This is a genomic window from Corynebacterium sp. HMSC29G08 (genome assembly GCF_001806875.1).
Lineage (GTDB): Bacteria > Actinomycetota > Actinomycetes > Mycobacteriales > Mycobacteriaceae > Corynebacterium.
Genome location: NZ_KV786198.1, coordinates 1 through 20,497 on the forward strand (window position 1 = coordinate 1; position 20,497 = coordinate 20,497).

The following is a 20,497-nucleotide window of genomic DNA, read 5'->3' on the forward strand; positions in this document are numbered from 1 at the left end:
TCACCACACCGCTACCATTTCAGTCTTCTGAACATCCGCCCCAGGGCACTGAATTCTTTCTGAATTCTTTCGCCGGAGCGGTTCACAACGGGCCTGGAAACGGGTGATGCGTGATTTGTCAGGAGTTGACCGAACATCTACTCACAAAAGATACCGATATGTCGAAAACGGGCCGTAATTTCGACACGTCCCTGTCGATATGTCGAACGGTTCGACATGTCGAGGGCATTATGTCGAAAAAGGGGCGAAATTCGACACGTCGTGAGGAATCCGCTTACGCTGCCGTCATGGCTATCTTTGATCCGAACGTGCCCTACAACCAGTTGCCGCCGCTTCCTCCAGCGGGTGAGGTGGAGACTGCACGGGTGCTCAAAGCGGTTATTGCTGCCTCGCGGGAACTGGCGGCGCTCAACACGGCGTGTGAGCTGATTCCAAACCCGGACATTATTACGGCGACGATCCCACTGCGGGAAGCGCAGGCTTCGACGGAGATTGAGAACATTGTCACGACCAACGATGAACTCTTCCGTGCAGAGTGGGACGTGGATCCAACGCCAAGTCCAGCGACGAAAGAGGCGCTGCGTTACACGGTTGCGCTGCGTCACGGTGCAAGTCGGATTGATAATCAACCGGTTTCGGAGAAGCTGGCGAAGGAGATTTGTTCGCAACTGCAAGGCCAACCAACGGCTATTCGCTCAACGCCGGGTACGTACATTGGTGACCCGTTCACGCAGCGCCGACGCTATACGCCGCCGGAGGGCAAAGACGTTATTGAGCGTCATTTGAGCGCCTGGGAGCGCTACATTTACTCGCCGCACGGGTTGGATCCGTTAGTGCTAATGGCGTTGACGCATTACCAGTTTGAGGCGATCCACCCGTTTTATGACGGCAACGGTAGGACCGGCAGGATCCTCAATATTCTGCTCTTGCTGCAGACAGGCGTGTTGACGCTTCCGGTGCTTTACATGTCCGGGTACATCGTGGATAACAAGGAGCGATACTACGAACTGCTTGCGGCTGTCACCGAGAATGACGCCTGGGAAGATTGGATCGTATTCATGGTTACGGCGGTGGAACATTCGGCGGCCGCTGCCAGGGCGTTGATTAAGGATTTGCGGGAGGAACAGCAGCGAACGGAGCAGGCGATTCGCGACGCCGGCGTGTCACCCGCATACGAACTGAGCGAGTTACTGTTTCAAAAGCCCTACATTCGGATTGCAGACGTGGTTGATGCTGGGTTGGCGCATCGTCAGACAGCATCGACATGGTTGAGCAAACTCGCCCAGGTTGGGGTACTAGAGGAGTTAGATGCGGGTCGGTCCAAGATCTTCCTGCATCGCCGCGCAGTGGCGATCTTGACCCGGCGCTAGCCCCTAAATACCAACTCCCGTCCCCCCGGGCGCCGACTATTCGCCGGCGCGGGAGTGGCCGAGCATCTCTTCCCACTCCACGATCTTCTTGCGCTCGCGCGGGAATGCGGTGTCGGCGGCGCCGAGGGCACGCTCGGCTTCGTCGAGTTTGTACCACCCTTCCCAAGTGGCGTAGTCCACGCCGCGGGAACGCAGGAGGTCGAGGATGGCGTCGGCGCCGTTATTGGCCGGAGTGGCAAGGTTGCCGGCCAAACCGTCGGCGACCAGCATGTCGGTGGTCTCCTTGGCGTCGGACTTGGTGTTTCCGATCAGGCCAACAGGGCCGCGCTTGATCCAGCCGGTGGTGTAGAGCTTCGGCACGATGTTGCCGTCTGCTTCGGTGAGGACGTGGCCGCCGTCGTTAGGAATGACGTGGCGCTCAAGGTCGAACGGGACGCCCTCGACAGGCTCGGAGCGGTAGCCAACAGCGTGGTAGACCTGTTGCACTGGCCAGTCGGTGAACTTGCCGGTACCGGTGATGCCGCCCTGGCCGTCGAGTTCTTGGCGCTCGGTGCGGATGCCGGTGATCGCTCCAGCGTCATCCGTCAATACCTCAACCGGCTCCTCGAAGAAGTGGATGTGGATCTTGTGCGGGCTATCGTCCGGCTCGCGCATGGCGTAGGACTCCAGCACGGAGCAGACCAGGTCAACGGACTTGTCGGCGCGGCGGACTTCCTCGGACAGCTGGTCGTAGTCAATATCCTCTGGGTCGACGAGCACCTGAATGGTCGGGGACTCATCCAGCTCGCGCAGTTCCTTCGGCGTGAACTTCGCCTGTGCGGGGCCGCGGCGGCCGAACATGTGGACCGTTGTTGCCTTGTTCTGCTTTAAGGACTCATAGACGTTGTCCGGAATCTCCGTAACTGCCAGTTCATCGGCGGTCTTTGCCAGCACGCGGGAGATGTCCAGCGCCACGTTGCCAACGCCGATAACGGCAACTTCCTCAGCGGTGAGGTCCCAGGAGCGCTCGAAGCGCGGGTTGCCGTCGTAGAAGCCGACGAATTCACCAGCGCCGATGGACTTGTCACCGCCTGGGATGAGCAGCTCGCGGTCGCGTACTGCGCCAGTGGAGAACACCACTGCGTGGTAATAGTCGGTCAGCTCTTCGACGGTGATGTCGCGGCCGACAGTGACGTTGGCGATGAGGCGCAGGTTGTCTTTGTCCAGCACGTTGTGCAGGGATTTCACAATGCCCTTGATGCGCGGGTGGTCGGGTGCCACGCCGTAACGGATGAGGCCGAATGGTGCTGGCATCTGCTCGAAGAGGTCGACGTGAATGTCCAGCTCTTTGTTGTTGATCAACAGGTCGGATGCGTAGATGCCGGCTGGTCCGGCGCCGACTACGGCCACGCGCAAGGTCATGAGTTGGTTCCTTTCGTTATACGTATCGTTGCCAATATAGCTGATAGACAAAGCGGTCTGCTAATCGGTGCAACTTTGGCGCATCACCACTCAATCATTCAATCCGGTGCTGTCAAAGAATAAGATTCACTATTAACGTCCCACTTAAACATGCTTTCTTGATCTGCTTATTACAATAGACCTACCGGTACGGCAAGCTTGCCAAACAACGCAAATACGCGGCATTGAATAAACCGATCGGTCTAGTCAGGAAGTGGCCATGAGCGCACCAGCAGTAACCAAGCCAGCTACAAAAGCCCGCGCCCCAAAACCGGAGGGCCAGTGGCTTATCAACGGCCAAGCTCCCCTCAACACCGACGAAGCCATCAAGCAGGACTCCGAGATTTGGGACGTCAAGCAGCGCGTGATTGACACCTACTCCAAAAAGGGCTTCGACGCTATCGACCGCGAGGACCTCTACCCGCGCTTCAAGTGGCTCGGCTTGTACACGCAGCGCAAGCAGAACCTGGGCGGTGAGTTCACCGGCGAGGACAACAAGGTGCTGGAAGACAAGTACTTCATGATGCGCATTCGCTTTGACGGCGGTATCTGCTCCACCACACAAGCCCGCGCAGTAGGCGAACTCTCGCGCGATTACGCCCGCTCCACGGTGGATCTGACGGATAGGCAGAATATCCAGTTCCACTGGGTGCGTATTGAAGATGTCCCGGCGATCTGGGAGAAGCTCGAAGCCAACGACCTGAACACGTGGGATGCTTGCGGGGATGTACCGCGCGTGGTGTTGGGCTCGCCGGTGGCGGGTATTGCCAAAGACGAGATTATTGACGCCACCCCGGCGATCCAGAAAGTCCAACAGATTTTTATGGACCCGGAGTTCCAGAACCTGCCGCGCAAGTTCAAGTCCGCAATCTCCGGCAATGCGCGCCAGGACGTGGTGCACGAGATCAACGATCTCGCGTTTATTGGCGTCGAGCACCCCGAGCTTGGCCCTGGCTTCGAGTGCTTCGTAGGAGGAGGGTTGTCCACTAACCCGATGTTGGCGCAGTCGCTCGGTGCGTTTATCACACTTGAACAGGTGCCGGAGGTGTGGGCGAACGTGGTGCGCATCTTCCGCGACTACGGCTACCGTCGTCTGCGCAACCGGGCGCGCCTGAAGTTCTTGGTGCAGAAGTGGGGCGTGGAGAAGTTTCGCCAGGTCCTGGAAGATGACTACTTGGGCTACAAGCTTCCCGACGGCCCACACGCGCCCAACAACCTTGTAGACCGCGACCATATTGGCGTACACGAACAAAAGGACGGACGTGTCTACATCGGCGTGAAGCCAACCCTTGGCCACATGTCTGGTGAGCAGCTCATTGCCGTGGCCGATACAGCAGAGAAGTTCGGTGTGACCCAGTTGCGATTTACTCCGTTTAAGGAGCTGTTGTTGTTGGGCGTGGATCGCGGGGACATAGAAAAGCTCAAGCTCGAATTGGAAGCGTTGGGGCTTTCCAGTGAGCCGAGCGAGTTTAGACGCGGCCTGATTTCGTGCACTGGCCTGGAGTTTTGCAAGCTGGCGCATGTGACCACGAAGTCCCGCGCGATTGAGCTGGCTGATGAGCTGGAGGAGCGATTCGGGGACCTGGATTCCCCAATCAGCATTTCTCTCAATGGTTGCCCGAATGCGTGCGCGCGCCACCAGGTCTCAGACATTGGGTTGAAAGGCCAGATGGTGGACAACGGCCACGGCGAAAAAGTCGAGGGCTTCCAAGTACACCTGGGCGGCACGATCGGTGAGGGCGCGAACTTTGGCCGCAAGCTGCGCGGACACAAGGTGCTTTCCAGCGAGCTGACAGACTACGTCACGCGCGTTGTGGGCAACTACCTGGACAAGCGCGAGCCGGCCGAGACGTTCCGCACCTGGGTGCAACGCGCCGATGAGGAGGACCTGAAGTAATGCGCCGCGCACCCAACCCGAACCGGAACTTTCCCACGTACTGCCCTTACTGCGGGGGCGAGGAGCTGGAGCCGAACGAGGAAACCGATTTCGCGTGGAAGTGTGGCGAATGCCTGCGCGTGTTTGAAGTGAAGTTCCACGGCCAAGATGCCCCCGATACGCCGCCTGCGCCTGCGCGCTCTACCCCTGAGGCCTTGCAGGATTCGTTGGCTAGGCGTGGTCACACTGCGGTGCTGGTCGGGAGCGGGAATACTGGCGGGGATGGAAAAAGAGATGAATAATATGCTGCATCTGAATACAGCCAGTTTCCGCGATCCGGAAGTCAGCCCCGAGGGCCCGAAGACAACCGCGCCGCTAGACCCGGCTATTGCTGAACGCAACGCTGCACTGGTTGAGCGTTTCGGCGCGTTGCTGTTTCACGCCTCCGCGCAAGAAATTCTCGCCTGGGCTCACGAGCACGCGCCGGGCGCGTTGGCGGTGACACTGTCTATGGAAAACACCGTGCTCGCGGAGCTTGCGAAGCGCTACCTTCCGGGCGCGGACTTCCTGTTCTTGGACACGGAGTACCACTTCCCAGAGACACTTGAGGTGGCGGATGCGGTGGAGCAGCGCTACCCGCAGCACCGCCTGGTGCGTGCGAGGGCGCAGCTGAGCCGCGCAGACCAGGACAAGACATACGGCCCGAACCTGTACCTGCGCAACCCTGGCGCATGCTGCCGGATGCGCAAGGTGGAGCCGCTTGCGGTGCACATGAGCCCGTACGTGGGTTGGATTACGGGCTTAAGGCGGGCAGACGGACCGACGCGCGCCGAAGCCCCCGCCTTAAGCCTGGATGCCACGGGCAGGTTGAAGATCTCACCGCTGGTGACGTGGACGCTGGAGGAGACCGAAGCGTTTGAGCAGGACAACGATTTGATTATTCACCTGCTGACCCGCCAAGGGTATCCGTCTATTGGCTGTGCAACGTGCACGATGCCGGTGGCTGAGGGCGAGGATCCGCGGGCTGGGCGTTGGGCATTCGCCGCGAAGACTGAGTGCGGTTTGCACGAGTAAGCCACGAGTAAGCAAGGAGCAACACGATGACTGAATTTTCACCGCTTTCACCGCTTTCACCGCACTTGCGGGACTTGGAAAATGAGTCCATTCACATCATCCGTGAGGTAGCGGGCCAGTTTGACAAGATTGGCCTGCTGTTTTCCGGTGGTAAGGATTCCTGCGTGGTGCTGCACTTGTGCCTGCTTGCTTTCGCACCAGCGAAGATGCCGATTGAGCTTTTGCATGTGGATACGGGCCACAATTTCCCGGAGGTTATTGAGTTTCGGGACCGCTTGGTTGAGGAAACCGGTGCGCGCCTTCGCGTGACGCACGTGCAGGACTGGATCGATCGTGGTGATCTGACTGAGCGCCCGGACGGCACGCGCAACCCGCTGCAGACGGTGCCGCTGGTGGAGACCATCGCGGAGGTTGGTTATGACGCGGTGTTGGGTGGTGCGCGTCGTGATGAGGAGCGTGCCCGCGCCAAGGAGCGCGTGTTTTCTGTGCGCGATTCCTTTGGAGGCTGGGATCCGCGCCGCCAGCGTCCGGAGTTGTGGGACCTGTACAACGGCGGCAAGCTGCCGGGCGAGAACATCCGCGTGTTCCCTATTTCCAACTGGACGGAAGCGGACGTGTGGGAGTACATCGGTGCGCGCGGCATTGAGCTGCCCAGCATCTACTTCGCCCATGACCGCGAGGTGTTCAACCGTGACGGCATGTGGCTGACTGCCGGCGACTGGGGTGGGCCGAAGGAGGGCGAGCAGCTTGAGACCCGCCGCGTGCGCTACCGCACCGTGGGTGATATGAGCTGCACGGGTGCCGTTGATTCGGATGCGGCCACCATTGACCAGGTGCTTGTAGAGATTGCCAATTCCACCTTGACCGAGCGCGGCGCAACCCGCGCGGATGACCGCTTGAGCGAGTCCGCAATGGAGGACCGCAAGAAGGAGGGCTACTTCTGATGACTGCCACCAATGCTTTAGCCAACCGCGCGACACTTCGCCTGTGCACCGCCGGTTCTGTTGATGACGGCAAGTCCACCTTCGTCGGACGCCTGCTGCACGACACGAAGTCGGTGCTTGCAGACCAGCTTGCTTCGGTCGAGCGCACCTCCGCCGACCGCGGCTTCGAGGGCCTAGACCTGTCCTTGCTGGTTGACGGCCTGCGTGCTGAGCGCGAGCAGGGCATTACTATCGACGTTGCCTACCGCTACTTCGCCACCGACAAACGCACGTTCATCCTGGCCGATACCCCAGGGCATGTGCAGTACACGCGCAACACGGTTACAGGCATGTCCACGTCTCAAGTCGTGGTCCTGCTTGTAGACGCCCGCAATGGCGTCGTCGAACAAACCGTGCGCCACCTCAACGTGGCTAGCCTGCTTGGCGTCAAAACGGTGATCCTGGCCGTGAACAAGATCGATCTGGTGGACTACTCCCAGGACGTGTTCAACCAGATCAAGGCAACCTTCGACGCGAAGACCGCGGAGCTGGGCATCGCCGATCCTCACGTGGTGCCGATTAGTGCGCTCAAGGGCGACAACGTTGCCGAGCGTTCCGCGGAAACACCGTGGTACACCGGACCGACCGTGCTTGAGCTTTTGGAATCCATCCCGGTGACCCACGGGCGCGCCGATGGGCTGGACTTCCGCTTCCCAATCCAATACGTGCTGCGCGAGCACGCCAGCGACTACCGCGCCTACGCAGGCCGCGTCACCGCCGGATCTATCAGCGTGGGCGACGAGGTGCTCGCCCCACACGGTCGCACCACCACGGTTGCAGGCATTGATACCGCCGACGGTGAGGTGACCACCGCCAACACCGGCGACTCCATCGCGCTGCGCTTAAGCGACGAGATCGATCTGACCCGCGGTGACCTGTTGGCATCACATACTCGCCCGGAGGACGTGCGCGAGTTCGACGCCACCATCGTGGCGCTTACGGAAAAGGAGCTGCGCGCCGGGCAGGCCGTGAAGCTGCGTTACGGAACAGCGCTTGTGCGTGCGCGCATTGCCAGCGTGGAGCGCATCTTGGACATCGACAGTGTGGACAAGGACACGCCTGATCCGGAAAGCGTGCAGCTTAATGACATTGCACATGTGACCGTCCAGACCGCCGATGAACTTCCCGTGGAGCCGTACGCGGCGCGCGGCGCGGTGGGGAACTTCCTGCTGGTAGACCAGGCAAGCGGCAACACACTGGCAGCCGGCCTGGTGGGTCGTCGCCTGCGTTAGGACAGATACGGCCATGACCGCTCTGATCACCCTTGCTCACGGTTCGCGCCACCCGCGCGCGGCCGCTGGCGTTGAGGCGCTCACCCGCGCTGCCGCGAAACGCCTCGGGGTGCACGGGCAGGCTGCCTACTTGGAGTTCAATGAGCCTTTGCTTATCGACGCCATACGCCACATCCCTGAACCTGCCATCATCGTGCCGCTGCTGTTTACCGATGCCTTCCACGCACGCTATGACGTGCCGAAGCACCTAGCGCAGGCGCGCGAGTTTGCTTGCACGCAGGCTTCGTTGACGCTGGCCAAGGGGCTTGGCACCGACCAAGACTTAGTGGATGTGCTCTCGGCGCGTGTGCGTGCCGACGCACCCGCGGGCGCCCACGTGGTTGTGTACCCAGTGGGGACGTCGGACCCGGTGGCGGCAGTGCGGTATGGGGTGGTGGCGTGGGGCGTCGAAAAGCAAACTGCTCGGACGGTCAGTGTTGTGGCCGCAACCCGCGGAGGAGTCGAAGAACTGCAGGCGCTGGAGCGTACGCACGGCAACCTGCATGTTGCGCCGATGTTTGTCACGCACGGGCTGCTGTTGGACCGCGCGCGTGAGGCGCTGCCGCAAGCGAGTTTCTCGGAGCCGTTAGAAACCGATCTGGCCGCGATGGTGGCGAAGCGTTTTACCCAAGCACTGAATTCACTGGAGGTGACCCATGCGTAGTACAGCAACCCTGCTTTTCATCGCAGTGGCCGGATTTGCGGCGCAGCTTGTGGATGGCGGGCTGGGCATGGGCTTCGGCGCCACCTCCACCACGATTTTGATCATGCTCGCCGGGCTGACACCGGCAGCGGCGTCGGCGGTGGTGCACACCGCGGAGCTAGGCACGACCTTGGTCTCTGGTGTGGCGCACTGGCGTTTCGGCAACGTGGACTGGCGCACCGTGGCCGCCGTTGGCATCCCGGGCGCGATCGGATCCTTTACGGGGGCGCTGCTGTTGTCCTCCTTATCTATGGAACATGCGCGGCCGGTGATGTCGTTGGTCCTTGCGGCGATTGGCTTCAACTTGATGTTCCGCTTCGCCCGCGGCCTGACGCGACGCAAGCTTTCGCCGAAGCCGCACTCTAAGGGTTTCCTCGCCGCGTTGGGCCTGACTGGCGGGTTTATCGACGCCACCGGTGGCGGCGGCTGGGGACCTGTAACCACATCCACCTTGCTTTCCGCGGGCCGTAGTGAGCCGCGACGCATCGTGGGAACCGTCAACACCGCCGAATTCCTTGTCACAGCGGCTGCCACCGCAGGCTTTGTAGTGGGTATGTGGAACCAATTGCTGGCTAACCTCGCTGCGGTGGTGGCGCTGTTGATTGGCGGCGTGATTGCCGCACCGATTGCCGCGTGGATGGTGACGCGCATCAACCCGATCATCCTCGGCGGGTTTGTGGGCACGTTAATTACAGTGCTGAACCTGCCGGTAGTTCTTGTCGCCGTGGGGCTTGATCAGCAGCTGTGGGTCGTGCGTGTCCTGCTTTTGTGCCTGGGTGCGGTGCTGTGCTGGCGAGGAGCCGTCAAAGCGCGGGCGAACTCGAAGGCGGCGTCTGTTGCCGAGGGTGCAACACCGCTGGTGGTGGACCCGCCGCAGTGCGTGGCCGTGGCGGAGTAGGCGCGGCCTCTCTCCTGGCGAGTTTGCAGCTACCTACACCCGGCTACCAACGGGCAAACTCCTCAACCAGCGCGGCGTTAAACGCCGGCAGGTCGTCCGGGGTGCGCGAGGAGATCACGCTTGAGTCAACTACAACTTCCTCATCAACCCAGTTCGCACCAGCGTTGATCAGGTCGGTCTTGACGTTCTTTACACTCGTCAGCTTCACGCCACGGATCACGTCTGCGTCCGTAAGAATCCAGCCACCGTGGCAGATCACGCCGATCGGCTTGCCTGCATCCTTGAACGCCTTGACCAGGGCAACGGCGTCATCGTCCACACGGATGTGGTCGGCGTTGGTGGTGCCGCCGGGAAGGATGAGGGCGTCGAAGTCGTTCACGTTGGCGTCGCTAGTAAGAAGCTCCACCGCAACCTTCGTGCCGTTCTTGCCTTCGATCTCACCGGACTCGGTGGACACCACGCGGGTGGTGGCGCCGGCGGCCTCGACGGCCTCCTTCGGGCTAGTCAGCTCCGAATCCTCGAAACCGTCGGTGGAAAGAATCGCAATCGTCTTATTGTTTAGAGCGTTGTTTAGATCAGCCATGCGGCCCACCGTACGTATCTTGTTTGGATCGTGCCGTGATGCTGGTTATCGGGTTAGTTTTCTGGCAGGTCCTGATCTAACGGCACCTTGGTAGATCCCAGGCCTTCCTTCACAGGCACCTTCGGGTTGTCGGCGTGCGCCTTGTCACGCTTGGCCATGCTCATCATGTGGTCACGAATAGCCAGGAAGGACTCCTTGGAATCCAGAGTCTGGGTCTGCTGCGTTGCCATAGAGATCTCGTCTGCGGTGATCTCACCGGCGCGCAGGGACACCATCTCGGCCCAGTAGCGGAACCACACCGCAATAACTGCAGCCACCGGAACTGCCAGGAACGCGCCGATGATGCCGAATCCGGTGCCACCCAGCGCCACCGCCAAAAGCACGATCGCCGCGTGCAGGCCCATGGCGCGGGACTGGAGGATTGGCTGTAGAACGTTGCCCTCGATCTGCTGCACAGCAATGATCAAGATGAGTACCAATACCGCGTTGAGGAAACCGTTGGACACCAGCGCAACGATCACCGCCAGGGCACCCGCCGTGAACGCGCCGACGATGGGAATGAAGCCACCGAAGAAGGTCAGGACAGCCAGCACCGGCCACAGCGGTACGCCAAGGACGATCAGGCCGATGCCGATGAAGATGGCATCCACCAGTGACACGATCGCCTGCGTGCGGATGAACCCGGAAAGGGTGTTCCAGGAACGCATGCACACCTCGGTCAGGTGCCAGCCTGCGCGTACACCGGTGTATTTGCGCAGCCAGGGGAGGAAGCGGTCGCCGTCCTTAAGGAAGAAGAAAGACAGGATGAGGGTCAGAGCGAGGGTAGTACCCACCGAGGCAATCGCACCGATGCCAGTAAATACGCCAGAGGCGATTGACGACGCCTGCCCCTGCACCATCCCAGCAACCTGATCTAAGGCCTCCTGAATCTTGTTCGGGTCGATCAACTCTGAGTCAATGCGGCCGTCCACCCAGTCCAGAATCTGGCGGATACCGGTCTGCGCCTGGTCATACAGTTGCTTGCCCTGCGTGCGGACGGTCGGTGCCATCGCCGAGAAGATACCGATGATCGCGCCGAAGAAACCGACCAGCACCAGCAACACTGACAGCGCCGACGGCACCTTGTGGTCCCTCAGCCACCGCACCGGTGGCCACAACACCGTGCAGAAAATCAGTGCCAGAAGGATTGGCAGCAGGCCCATCCAAACGAACTTGAGGAGGTAGAACAGTAAACCCGTAGCAGCAACGACAATAATGAAGCGAAGTGCCCAAGCTGCTGCCGTACGACCGTCGGAGGCAATCACTTGCCCACGATCAATCGGTTCGTCAGACATTTCCTGCGCGGCTTCCGCTGGGGTGGGCAGCGTTAGAAATGCGTCCACATCCGGCCCGCTGTCTGGGTTCTTGTTTCGGTTTTTGGCCTGATCTTTGGCCTGATCCTTTTCGGTCACTTGAAACATTGTGCCAGACAGGTGCGAACGTGTTAGTTTCCATGAAGTCTTTGTTGTTTCCCTTACCTAAAGGATATGTCGATGCGACGTTCCCGTTTTACCGCCGCCACCGTGGCCGCCGCCACCGCCTCCGCGCTTGTAGTTGCAGCTCCTGCAGCAAATGCCTGGGAGACGAAGTATGACCGAGAATCCAACAAGTGCTCGATCAGCTTCGCCCAGTCTGAGAAAGAGAAGGTCAATGCGGCCTTCAAACTGCTGTTCTCCGAGATGGCAAAGCAGACCGACAACGCTGATCTGAAGCTGAGCCTGAACAACGCAGCAAATGACCCATTCTTTGACGCCGATGAGGACGTCATCACCATGACACCGGATGAGGCCTTGGAGCGCGGCGGCATTTTCTACGGCGTGGACCTGTTCACGCTGCTGCTGCCGTACGGCATTGATGGCGTGGTGCAAAACGTTGGCATTGAAAACGTGCTGGACGGCGATCTGCTTGCCCAGGTGCTGAAAGACGTTGATATGGATGCCGTGGTCAAGGAGATTGACTTCGAGGCAGCCGTTGGCGGCAAGGAGAACCTGCCGGTTGCAGACGTGATGAAGGCGCTGCCGATCAAGGAGATGCTGAACTCATTCAACCTGACGCCAATTCTTCTGGATCCAGGTTTTCTCGGCGCTATTTTGAAGCCGGAGAAGAACCTGGAGAATCTTCGCATTGGCAACATTGTGGAGAAGCTGACGGCGAACAAGAAGTTCCAAAACGAGCTGTCCAACACCATCAACCAGGTTGATCTGAACAAGACGTTGGCTGACGTGCTTGAGGCGGCTGACTTAGACCTAAGGGTTGTGATCAAGAACGTGTTGGCGCAGCCGAAGGTAAAGGACGCGCTGAAGACGGAGCTGAAGAAGGCCAACTTTGATGTTGTGTTGAAGAATCTGTTCTTGGATGAGCATGGCCAGCCGGATGTGCAGAAGCTTTTGGGCTACAAGATTTCTGATGTCACGCTTGCGGCTGAGGCTGCGATCCGTTCCGTTGGCCCGCAGGTCGGTGCGCCGATTCTTACCATGAATGATGCGTTTACCGCTTGCTCGATGCATTCTGACCAGGTTAAGGAGAAGCCCACCGGTTCCACTGTTGGTTCCTCGGGACGCAAGCAGGGCAGCTCGGAGGATCATGTGAAGGGGTCGGTTGCCTCCGGGTCTTCGCTGGACATGAAGGGCCTGATGGCAGTGGGCATCTTCGGCGTGCTTGCCACGCTGCTTGCTACGGGTGTTGCTGGCTTTGCCGCTCGCCCGATCATTGAGAACTTCATGAAGTAGCTCGAATGGCCGGTGTTGCCGGTCGATGCAACGTGGTCTAGTAGTGCATGCAGCCTGCTAGGCCATATTGTTTTCCATATTGTTTTTCGCCTCAAGCTGAACCCCCGAAGTCTCGACCACACCCTTTGGAAAAGTTGCACCTGTTTATTGGGGCGGGTGTCGAGGAGTTCTTCTGGGTTGTAGTGTTCTGGCCAGTTGTCGTCTTCTGGGCCGGAGGCGGCGTAGGTCCTGGTCCGACGTAGGTCTGAGGGTGGCTTCGGGCCTAAACCCCGAACGGAAGAGTACGGATAGGCCGTGTTTTGGGTATCTATCCGTAGTGTTGTATTCGTGGTTTAGCGAAGAAGGACGCAGGTGGGTGACTTTAGGGCCGGTTTAGGGCCGGTTTGGGGCCGGTTTGAGGGAGGGGGTCAGGAAGTTTGTGGGGTAAGTTGACCCGCTCATGTTGGAGTAAACGTTGCAGGTAAACGTTGCATTCAACGTTGCAGTAGCCATCGCGGAAGCATTGACTTACCGCGCTTATTGCATCGCCTGGTCGTTGTATGCGAAAGTACGGCTCGCTCACGGTGTACCCCCAATGAATGTGTTGCCTTTGTTTTACACCCTTAATTAGACCCGCCTACCTGTTCTACACGCAAAGGCTAAACCTGCACATATTGCACTATGTCTGCACGCATATTTGGCAGGCATGGTGGCGGTTGTAGTTGGTATAGGGTCCTATTCCTGCACGTTTTTTCGTCGAGAAGCAAAAGCCAAATGAATGTTCGAGCCGGACTTGATATTCCCACTTCAATGCATGCTCCTGCCGGGTCAATACGGGCGAGCGAACATTGGGTGCGTGCCATGAGGCCGCTGGATGGTCGATTTCAATAAAACCGCACAAATGTGGGGGGGTAGAAACGTCGCAAAAATAGATATGTGGACTGCAACTCAATTTCGATATAGTGTGGCTCACACCACGTTCGTCATTCTCTGTGAGATGTAAAGGAGTTCTTCCATGACCGTTTATCCCAACCCCGGAACCCCGGAATCGAATGTCAAGTTCCGCAAGCGCTATGAGAACTACATCGGCGGCGACTGGGTCGCCCCGGTGGCGGGAGAATACTTTGACAATGTCACCCCTGTGACCGGAGAGGTGTTTTGCCAGGTAGCACGTGGCCGTGAGGCAGATATCAACCTGGCTATCGATGCTGCGAAGAAGGCTGCGCCTAAGTGGGGCGTGACTAGCGTGCAGGAACGCTCTTTGGTGCTGCTGAAGATCGCTGACCGGATGGAGGAGCACCTCGAAGAGATCGCGGTTGCTGAGACCTGGGAAAATGGCAAGGCGGTTCGTGAAACCCTTGCGGCTGATATCCCGTTGGCCATCGACCACTTCCGCTACTACGCGGGTGCGCTCCGCGCGCAGGAGGGCCGCCTCAGCCAGATTGATGATGACACGGTGGCGTACCACTTCCACGAGCCGCTTGGTGTGGTGGGACAGATCATTCCGTGGAACTTCCCGCTGCTGATGGCCGCATGGAAGATTGCTCCAGCTCTGGCGGCGGGCAACGCCATTGTGCTGAAGCCTGCGGAGCAAACGCCGGCGTCCATCCTGTACTTGATGGATCTGGTGGGAGACCTGATCCCGCCGGGTGTGTTGAACATTGTCAACGGCTACGGCGATGAGGCGGGTGCGGCGCTGTCCGGTTCGGATCGGATTAACAAGATCGCGTTCACCGGCTCCACTGAGGTTGGCAAGATCATTAACAAGGCAGCGGCTGACAAGATTATTCCGGTCACGCTGGAGCTGGGCGGCAAGTCGCCTTCCCTGTACTTTGCGGACGTCATGGACCGAGACGATGACTTTAGGAACAAGGCCATTGAAGGTTTCGCCATGTTTGCGCTGAACCAGGGCGAGGTGTGCACCTGTCCTTCGCGTGCGTTGGTGCATGAGTCCATTGCGGATGAGTTCTTGGAGCTCGGCGTTGAGCGCGTCAAGCGCATCAAGACTGGCAACCCGTTGGACACGGATGTGATGATGGGTGCGCAGGCCTCCCAGGAGCAGATGGACAAGATTAAGTCCTACCTTGAGCTCGGCCCGAAGGAGGGTGCTGAGGTGCTCATTGGTGGTGGGGTGAACACGATCTCGGGTCTGGAAAACGGTCTGTACATTGAGCCGACAGTGTTTAAGGGCACCAATGACATGCGCGTGTTCCAGGAGGAGATCTTCGGTCCGGTGATGTCAGTGACCACGTTTAAGGATTACGACGACGCGATCCGTATTGCCAATGACACGGAGTACGGTCTTGGCGCCGGTGTGTGGACTCGTTCCGCAAACACGGCGTACCGCGCTGGCCGCGCGATCCAAGCTGGTCGTGTGTGGGTGAACCAATATCATCAGTACCCCGCGCACGCAGCCTTCGGTGGCTACAAGAAGTCCGGTATCGGCCGTGAAACCCACCTGATGATGCTGGCGCACTACCAGCAGACCAAGAACCTGCTGGTTTCCTACTCTGAGAACGAGACTGGCCTGTTCTAGTTCGGTTGCTGTTGCGTCCGATCCATAACGGGCACAACAGCAACTGGCTTGGGGGATGGCTTCGGCCCAACAAATTCACATGTGAAAACCCTGTACTGGCTGACGTGAACGTGTTAGTTTTCAGTGAAGTCTAGATTGTTTCCCTGACCGAAGGACTCGCTGATGCGTATCTCACGTCTTGCCACCACCGCCGTGGCAACTGCCACCGCTACCTCCCTGATTGTTGCCGCGCCGCAGGCGCAGGCGTATGAAACTGAGTACAACGCTGACACCAAGCAGTGCACCATCACGTTCACGGATCGGGACAAGGAGCGCGTCAACGGTGCATACTCCACACTCTTTTCCCGCCTGGCCGTGCAGGCCCGCGACAGTTTCGAAGGTGAAAAGGCGAAGGAGCGGGCCAAGATCGTGTGGGAGTACGGCCAGCGCGAAGATGTGAAGAGGGCAAGCGACCTTCCGAGTCCCCCGGACCTGAAGATCTCCAACGCGCAGACCGCGCTTGCTTTGGGCAGCCAGAAGGGTAAGTACTGGCGCATGGTCGGCTTCATTAATGCGTCGAAGAAAGAAGTGATCTCTGAGCAGACCATCACGATCAGCCAGAAGGAAGCGCTTGATCAGGGCCCGCTGTATGGCGTGGACTTCGGATCAGTTGCTGGCGGCGCGATCGGCGACCTCCTGTTCGGCGGCAGCATCGGGAATATCCGCGAGGAGATCATCAACTCGGCTAAGGACCACGCGCCAGAGTTTGCTGGGCCGATTTTGTCCTATGGCAAGGCGTTTTCAATGTGTGCCGATGGCAAGTCCGGCAGTGGCATGGTGGCGGCGGGGAGCTCCATGACAACCAACCAGGTTGTGGGTCTTGGCATCGCCGGTGTGGTGCTTGGGCTCTTGGCCTTGTTCGGTCTGGGTGTTGCTGCGCGTCCGTTTTTTGACGATGTGATGGCGGGGTTGCAGCGTTAGGCGTCAGGAAAATAACCTGCTCTGACCCGCTCTGACCTGCTCTAATAGAAAAAGTTGAGTCGAGTGGGAACAACTTTTGTGTATGTGCCGTTGTAAGGATTGAGTGCAACAGACTCAACCCGGCGGGACCATCTGCTACAGTGGCTGCCGTGAAGTTGAGTCGAGGTGCTTCAACTTACTAACAAACCCACATACACAGGAGGAAAAGTTTCATGGCACGTGCAGTAGGTATTGACCTTGGTACGACGAACTCGGTTGTCTCTGTCCTTGAGGGCGGCGAGCCGGTAGTTATTGCAAACGCGGAAGGTTCCCGCACGACCCCGTCGGTCGTTGCTTTTGCGAAGAACGGCGAGGTGCTGGTTGGCCAGTCCGCAAAGAACCAGGCGGTGACCAACGTTGACCGCACCATCCGCTCCGTAAAGCGCCACATGGGCGAAGACTGGACGGTAGACATTGACGGCAAGAAGTACACCCCACAGGAGATTTCCGCTCGTACGCTGCAGAAGCTGAAGAGGGACGCCGAGGCTTACCTGGGCGAAGAGGTTACTGATGCGGTCATTACCGTCCCGGCTTACTTCGAGGACGCTCAGCGTCAGGCCACCAAGGAGGCTGGTCAGATCGCAGGCCTGAACGTGCTGCGTATTGTGAACGAGCCGACCGCTGCTGCACTGGCTTACGGCCTTGAGAAGGCTGACAGCGAGCAGACCATTCTGGTGTTCGACCTGGGTGGCGGTACCTTTGACGTCTCCCTGCTGGAGATTGGCGACGGTGTTGTTGAGGTGCTCGCAACCGCTGGTGACAACGAGCTGGGTGGTGACGACTGGGATAACCGCGTCGTTGAGTGGCTGGTAGACAAGTTCAAGTCCCAGAACGGCGTGGACCTGTCCAAGGACAAGATGGCTATGCAGCGTCTGCGTGAGGCTGCGGAGAAGGCCAAGATTGAGCTGTCGTCTGCACAGCAGGCATCCATCAACCTGCCGTACATCACGGTTGACGCTGAGAAGAACCCGCTGTTCCTGGATGAGACGCTGACCCGTACGGAGTTCCAGAAGATCACCTCTGACCTGCTGGATCGCACGAAGGCACCGTTCAACCAGGTGATTAAGGACGCAGGCCTGTCCCTCTCCGACATCGACCACGTTGTGCTGGTTGGTGGCTCCACCCGTATGCCGGCAGTGACCGACCTGGTCAAGGAGATGACTGGCAAGGAGCCGAACAAGTCCGTTAACCCGGATGAGGTTGTGGCTCTGGGTGCTGCTCTGCAGGCTGGTGTGCTTCGTGGCGACGTTAAGGACGTGCTGCTTCTCGACGTCACCCCGCTGTCCCTGGGTATCGAAACCAAGGGCGGTGTGATGACCAAGCTGATCGAGCGCAACACCACCATCCCGACGAAGCGTTCTGAGACCTTCACCACGGCTGAGGACAACCAGCCGAGTGTGCAGATCCAGGTCTTCCAGGGTGAGCGTGAGATGGCTGCCGCCAACAAGCTGCTCGGCTCCTTCGAGCTGGCGGGTATCGCTCCGGCCCCGCGTGGCGTACCGCAGATCGAGGTCACCTTTGACATCGACGCCAACGGCATCGTGTCCGTGTCCGCTAAGGACAAGGCCACCGGCAAGGAAAACACGATCAAGATCCAGGACGGCTCTGGCCTGTCCCAGGAGGAGATCGACCGCATGATCAAGGATGCGGAGACGCACGCTGATGAGGACAAGAAGCGTCGTGAAGAGCAGGAGACCCGCAACAACGCGGAGACCGCTGCTTACCAGACCCGCAAGTTCATGGATGAGAACACCGACAAGCTGCCGGAAGACATCCGTACCCGCGTGGCTGAGGCTGCAGACGCTGTGGATGAGGCACTGAAGGGCGACGACCTGGATGCCATCAAGTCCGCGGTGGAGAAGCTCAACACTGAGTCCCAGGAGCTGGGCAAGGCACTCTACGAGGCTGAGGCAAACGCCGGCGCAACCGCCGGTGAGGCTGGCGCCAACGCTGATGACAACGTGGTTGACGCTGAGGTTGTTGAGGACGACGCAGACGCACCGACTGCTGAGGACAACAAGTAAGTAAAGGACGCGAGAAGCTATGACTGAACCCAACGTGAATCCGCAGATGCCGGATGACCCGGGTGCGCCGGAGAACACGGACGAGCAGTTCGTGTCCCCGGACCAGGCCGAAGCCGAAGCGTTTGAAGCGGAACTCGCTGACGCTGCAGGTGCAGACGCTGACGCTGAGGTAAACGTCGACCCGGTTGATCCCGACGCTGACGGCGACGGCACGGTGAGCGACGTTGAGCTCCAGCTGGCTGAGCGCACCGAGTCCCTGCAGCGAGTGAGCGCGGAGTACGCGAACTACCGTCGTCGCACGGAGCGTGAGCGCACCCAGATCGCGGAGCTGACCAAGGCGAAGTTCGCCGAGAAGATGCTGCCGATCCTGGACGACTTGGACTTGGCAGAGCAGCACGGCGACATGGCTGAAGGCCCGCTTAGGGCATTTGGTGACAAGCTGCGTAGCACGCTTGAAGGCCAGAGCCTGAAGCCGTTCGGCGCTGAAGGCGAAGCGTTTGACCCGGAAGTACACGAGGCTGTTCAAGACCTCTCCGAAGGCGATGAGAAGGTTATTGCTTCGGTACTGCGCAAGGGCTACACGCTCGGCGGCACCCTTGTACGCAACGCGATGGTGATCATCGGCGACCCGGCTGCACCAGCTGATCCGGCGGAGGCGGCTGATCCGGCGGAGGCGTCGGAGTAGGTGGCGTAGGACGTCGATAAGCATGATGGCCCCAAAGCCGGGAGCGAGCGGCGAACGCTTGCCCCGGCTTTTTTTAAAACAGGAAATAGGAAAGAAAGGAGGAGGGCTATGGCAATGCAACAGGAATGGGCAAACAAGGATTACTACGGAGACTTGGGCGTGAGCTCCAGCGCGTCGGCCGCCGATATTAAGAAGGCATACCGCAAACTAGCACGCGAGAACCACCCAGATTCCAACCCGGGCAACAAGGCGGCTGAGGAGAAATTCAAGCGAGTCGCCGAGGCATACGACGTGGTTGGTGATGAAACCAAACGCAAAGAGTACGACCAGTTCAAATCAATGGTTGGCTCAGGCGGCTTCGGCCGGTTTGGAGGTGGTTCCGGATTCCCGGACGGGTTTCGCACGACGTCGACGTCCAACTTCGACGGCGCAGAATTCGACTTCGGAGACATCTTCGGCGGGGCTGGTGGACAAGCTGGAGACGGCGGCCTTGGTGATATCCTCGGTGGCTTCTTTAACCGCGGCGGCGGTGCTGGCAGGGGCGCTCGGCCGTCGCGGGGGGCCGACGTTGAAACGGAAATAACCATTGATTTCCGCGAGGCAGCCAAAGGCACAACCTTCCCGGTTGAGCTGACAGGCGACGCACCGTGCACCACCTGCCACGGCTCCGGCTCCAAAACCGGCAAAACACACACCTGCGGCGTGTGCAACGGCTCCGGCTACGTGCGGGAAAACTCCGGCGCGTTCGGCATGGCCCGACCGTGTGCGAACTGCAACGGCACCGGCGAGACAATCGAGGATCCGTGCACTACGTGCAACGGCACCGGGACTGTACGCCGCACCCGTTCGATTACCGTGCGCATCCCCGCAGGTGTTGAGGACGGCCAGAAGGTACGCCTTGCCGGCCAAGGCGAGGCCGGCCCGAACGGCAAACCCTCCGGCGACCTGTTTGTCACCGTGCACGTCCGCCCGGACAAGGTGTTTAGCCGCAACGGCGACGACCTGGAGGTCACTGTGCCGGTGTCCTTTACGGAACTCGCGCTAGGCGGAACCGTGGCGGTACCGACGCTGGATAAACCAGTGCGCGTCAAGATTCCCGCCGGCACACCAAACGGTAGGACGCTGCGTGTGAAGGACCGCGGTGTGGCTCGGAAATCCGGCGCCGGCGACCTGCTGGTCACAGTGGAAGTGGCAGTGCCCCGCTCCGGCGACCTGGATGCGGGTGCCATGAGTGCACTTCGCACCTACGCCCAGGCTGAGAAAGACTCCGGCTTTGACCCACGCGCCGGGTGGGCCGGGGCGGTTTAG

The 20,497-nt window shown here is 59.6% G+C and carries 16 protein-coding genes; 13 read left to right on the top strand and 3 right to left on the bottom strand.

Annotation, left to right across the window (positions count from 1 at the left end):
• Positions 1–287 precede the first annotated feature (287 nt).
• Positions 288–1,370: a Fic family protein gene (locus HMPREF3101_RS00015; protein ID WP_246816572.1), complete on the top strand. Its 1,083-nt coding sequence runs from the start codon at positions 288–290 to the stop codon at positions 1,368–1,370.
• Between the two features lie 36 nt (positions 1,371–1,406).
• Here HMPREF3101_RS00015 and HMPREF3101_RS00020 read toward each other — a convergent pair whose 3' ends face one another.
• Positions 1,407–2,771 carry an FAD-dependent oxidoreductase gene (locus HMPREF3101_RS00020; protein WP_070461782.1) on the bottom strand — a complete coding sequence of 455 codons (1,365 nt, stop codon included), beginning with the start codon at positions 2,769–2,771 and terminating at the stop codon, positions 1,407–1,409.
• A gap of 259 nt (positions 2,772–3,030) precedes the next feature.
• Here HMPREF3101_RS00020 and HMPREF3101_RS00025 point away from each other — a divergent pair, with 259 nt between their 5' ends.
• The 6 genes from HMPREF3101_RS00025 to HMPREF3101_RS00055 all read left to right on the top strand — a co-directional run bounded on the left by HMPREF3101_RS00025 (position 3,031) and on the right by HMPREF3101_RS00055 (position 9,615).
• Entirely contained in the window at positions 3,031–4,707 is a 1,677-nt protein-coding gene (locus tag HMPREF3101_RS00025) for a nitrite/sulfite reductase (RefSeq protein WP_070461784.1), read from the top strand.
• A gap of 273 nt (positions 4,708–4,980) precedes the next feature.
• On the top strand, positions 4,981–5,760 hold the full coding sequence (locus HMPREF3101_RS00035) for a phosphoadenylyl-sulfate reductase (protein ID WP_371327050.1): 780 nt from the start codon (positions 4,981–4,983) through the stop codon (positions 5,758–5,760).
• 26 nt (positions 5,761–5,786) lie between these two features.
• Positions 5,787–6,704 (top strand): sulfate adenylyltransferase subunit CysD, encoded by a 918-nt coding sequence (cysD, locus tag HMPREF3101_RS00040; RefSeq protein ID WP_070461790.1) that lies wholly within the window; start codon positions 5,787–5,789, stop codon positions 6,702–6,704.
• Positions 6,704–7,975 carry a sulfate adenylyltransferase subunit 1 gene (locus HMPREF3101_RS00045; RefSeq protein WP_070461791.1) on the top strand — a complete coding sequence of 424 codons (1,272 nt, stop codon included), beginning with the start codon at positions 6,704–6,706 and terminating at the stop codon, positions 7,973–7,975. Before cysD ends, HMPREF3101_RS00045 begins: the two co-directional genes overlap by 1 nt.
• Before the next feature lie 13 nt (positions 7,976–7,988).
• Positions 7,989–8,678 (top strand): sirohydrochlorin chelatase, encoded by a 690-nt coding sequence (locus HMPREF3101_RS00050; protein ID WP_070461794.1) that lies wholly within the window; start codon positions 7,989–7,991, stop codon positions 8,676–8,678.
• Positions 8,671–9,615 (top strand): sulfite exporter TauE/SafE family protein, encoded by a 945-nt coding sequence (locus tag HMPREF3101_RS00055; RefSeq protein WP_070461796.1) that lies wholly within the window; start codon positions 8,671–8,673, stop codon positions 9,613–9,615. Before HMPREF3101_RS00050 ends, HMPREF3101_RS00055 begins: the two co-directional genes overlap by 8 nt.
• Before the next feature lie 43 nt (positions 9,616–9,658).
• Here HMPREF3101_RS00055 and HMPREF3101_RS00060 read toward each other — a convergent pair whose 3' ends face one another.
• Entirely contained in the window at positions 9,659–10,198 is a 540-nt protein-coding gene (locus tag HMPREF3101_RS00060) for a type 1 glutamine amidotransferase domain-containing protein (protein WP_070461845.1), read from the bottom strand.
• Between the two features lie 53 nt (positions 10,199–10,251).
• Positions 10,252–11,649 carry an AI-2E family transporter gene (locus HMPREF3101_RS00065; protein WP_371327051.1) on the bottom strand — a complete coding sequence of 466 codons (1,398 nt, stop codon included), beginning with the start codon at positions 11,647–11,649 and terminating at the stop codon, positions 10,252–10,254.
• A gap of 81 nt (positions 11,650–11,730) precedes the next feature.
• Between HMPREF3101_RS00065 and HMPREF3101_RS00070 the strand changes: the two genes are divergently transcribed.
• The 6 genes from HMPREF3101_RS00070 (at position 11,731) to dnaJ (ending at position 20,497) form a co-directional block, all read left to right on the top strand.
• Positions 11,731–12,966, top strand: a complete 1,236-nt coding sequence (locus HMPREF3101_RS00070; protein ID WP_070461799.1) for a hypothetical protein — start codon at positions 11,731–11,733, stop codon at positions 12,964–12,966.
• 994 nt (positions 12,967–13,960) lie between these two features.
• Positions 13,961–15,481, top strand: a complete 1,521-nt coding sequence (locus HMPREF3101_RS00075) for an acetaldehyde dehydrogenase ExaC (RefSeq protein ID WP_070461801.1) — start codon at positions 13,961–13,963, stop codon at positions 15,479–15,481.
• 162 nt (positions 15,482–15,643) lie between these two features.
• A complete protein-coding gene (locus tag HMPREF3101_RS00080) occupies positions 15,644–16,441 on the top strand; it encodes a hypothetical protein (RefSeq protein WP_070461803.1) in 798 nt (265 codons plus the stop codon).
• Positions 16,442–16,653: 212 nt separating this feature from the next.
• Positions 16,654–18,504, top strand: coding sequence for a molecular chaperone DnaK (gene dnaK, locus HMPREF3101_RS00085; protein ID WP_070461805.1), 1,851 nt, complete (start codon positions 16,654–16,656; stop codon positions 18,502–18,504).
• Positions 18,505–18,523: 19 nt separating this feature from the next.
• Positions 18,524–19,189, top strand: coding sequence for a nucleotide exchange factor GrpE (gene grpE, locus HMPREF3101_RS00090; protein ID WP_070461807.1), 666 nt, complete (start codon positions 18,524–18,526; stop codon positions 19,187–19,189).
• Positions 19,190–19,297: 108 nt separating this feature from the next.
• Complete coding sequence (dnaJ, locus tag HMPREF3101_RS00095) at positions 19,298–20,497, top strand: molecular chaperone DnaJ (RefSeq protein WP_070461809.1); 1,200 nt, start codon at positions 19,298–19,300, stop codon at positions 20,495–20,497.

What these genes read in the sequence shown, in the direction of transcription:
- HMPREF3101_RS00075 (WP_070461801.1), top strand. Translation starts at nt 13,961, where the DNA reads ATGACCGTTTATCCCAACCCCGGAACCCCGGAATCGAATGTCAAGTTC.
- grpE (WP_070461807.1), top strand. Translation starts at nt 18,524, where the DNA reads ATGACTGAACCCAACGTGAATCCGCAGATGCCGGATGACCCGGGTGCG.
- HMPREF3101_RS00025 (WP_070461784.1), top strand. Translation starts at nt 3,031, where the DNA reads ATGAGCGCACCAGCAGTAACCAAGCCAGCTACAAAAGCCCGCGCCCCA.
- dnaK (WP_070461805.1), top strand. Translation starts at nt 16,654, where the DNA reads ATGGCACGTGCAGTAGGTATTGACCTTGGTACGACGAACTCGGTTGTC.
- HMPREF3101_RS00035 (WP_371327050.1), top strand. Translation starts at nt 4,981, where the DNA reads ATGAATAATATGCTGCATCTGAATACAGCCAGTTTCCGCGATCCGGAA.
- HMPREF3101_RS00060 (WP_070461845.1), bottom strand. Translation starts at nt 10,198, where the DNA reads ATGGCTGATCTAAACAACGCTCTAAACAATAAGACGATTGCGATTCTT.
- cysD (WP_070461790.1), top strand. Translation starts at nt 5,787, where the DNA reads ATGACTGAATTTTCACCGCTTTCACCGCTTTCACCGCACTTGCGGGAC.
- HMPREF3101_RS00020 (WP_070461782.1), bottom strand. Translation starts at nt 2,771, where the DNA reads ATGACCTTGCGCGTGGCCGTAGTCGGCGCCGGACCAGCCGGCATCTAC.
- dnaJ (WP_070461809.1), top strand. Translation starts at nt 19,298, where the DNA reads ATGGCAATGCAACAGGAATGGGCAAACAAGGATTACTACGGAGACTTG.
- HMPREF3101_RS00055 (WP_070461796.1), top strand. Translation starts at nt 8,671, where the DNA reads ATGCGTAGTACAGCAACCCTGCTTTTCATCGCAGTGGCCGGATTTGCG.
- HMPREF3101_RS00045 (WP_070461791.1), top strand. Translation starts at nt 6,704, where the DNA reads ATGACTGCCACCAATGCTTTAGCCAACCGCGCGACACTTCGCCTGTGC.
- HMPREF3101_RS00070 (WP_070461799.1), top strand. Translation starts at nt 11,731, where the DNA reads ATGCGACGTTCCCGTTTTACCGCCGCCACCGTGGCCGCCGCCACCGCC.
- HMPREF3101_RS00050 (WP_070461794.1), top strand. Translation starts at nt 7,989, where the DNA reads ATGACCGCTCTGATCACCCTTGCTCACGGTTCGCGCCACCCGCGCGCG.
- HMPREF3101_RS00015 (WP_246816572.1), top strand. Translation starts at nt 288, where the DNA reads ATGGCTATCTTTGATCCGAACGTGCCCTACAACCAGTTGCCGCCGCTT.
- HMPREF3101_RS00080 (WP_070461803.1), top strand. Translation starts at nt 15,644, where the DNA reads ATGCGTATCTCACGTCTTGCCACCACCGCCGTGGCAACTGCCACCGCT.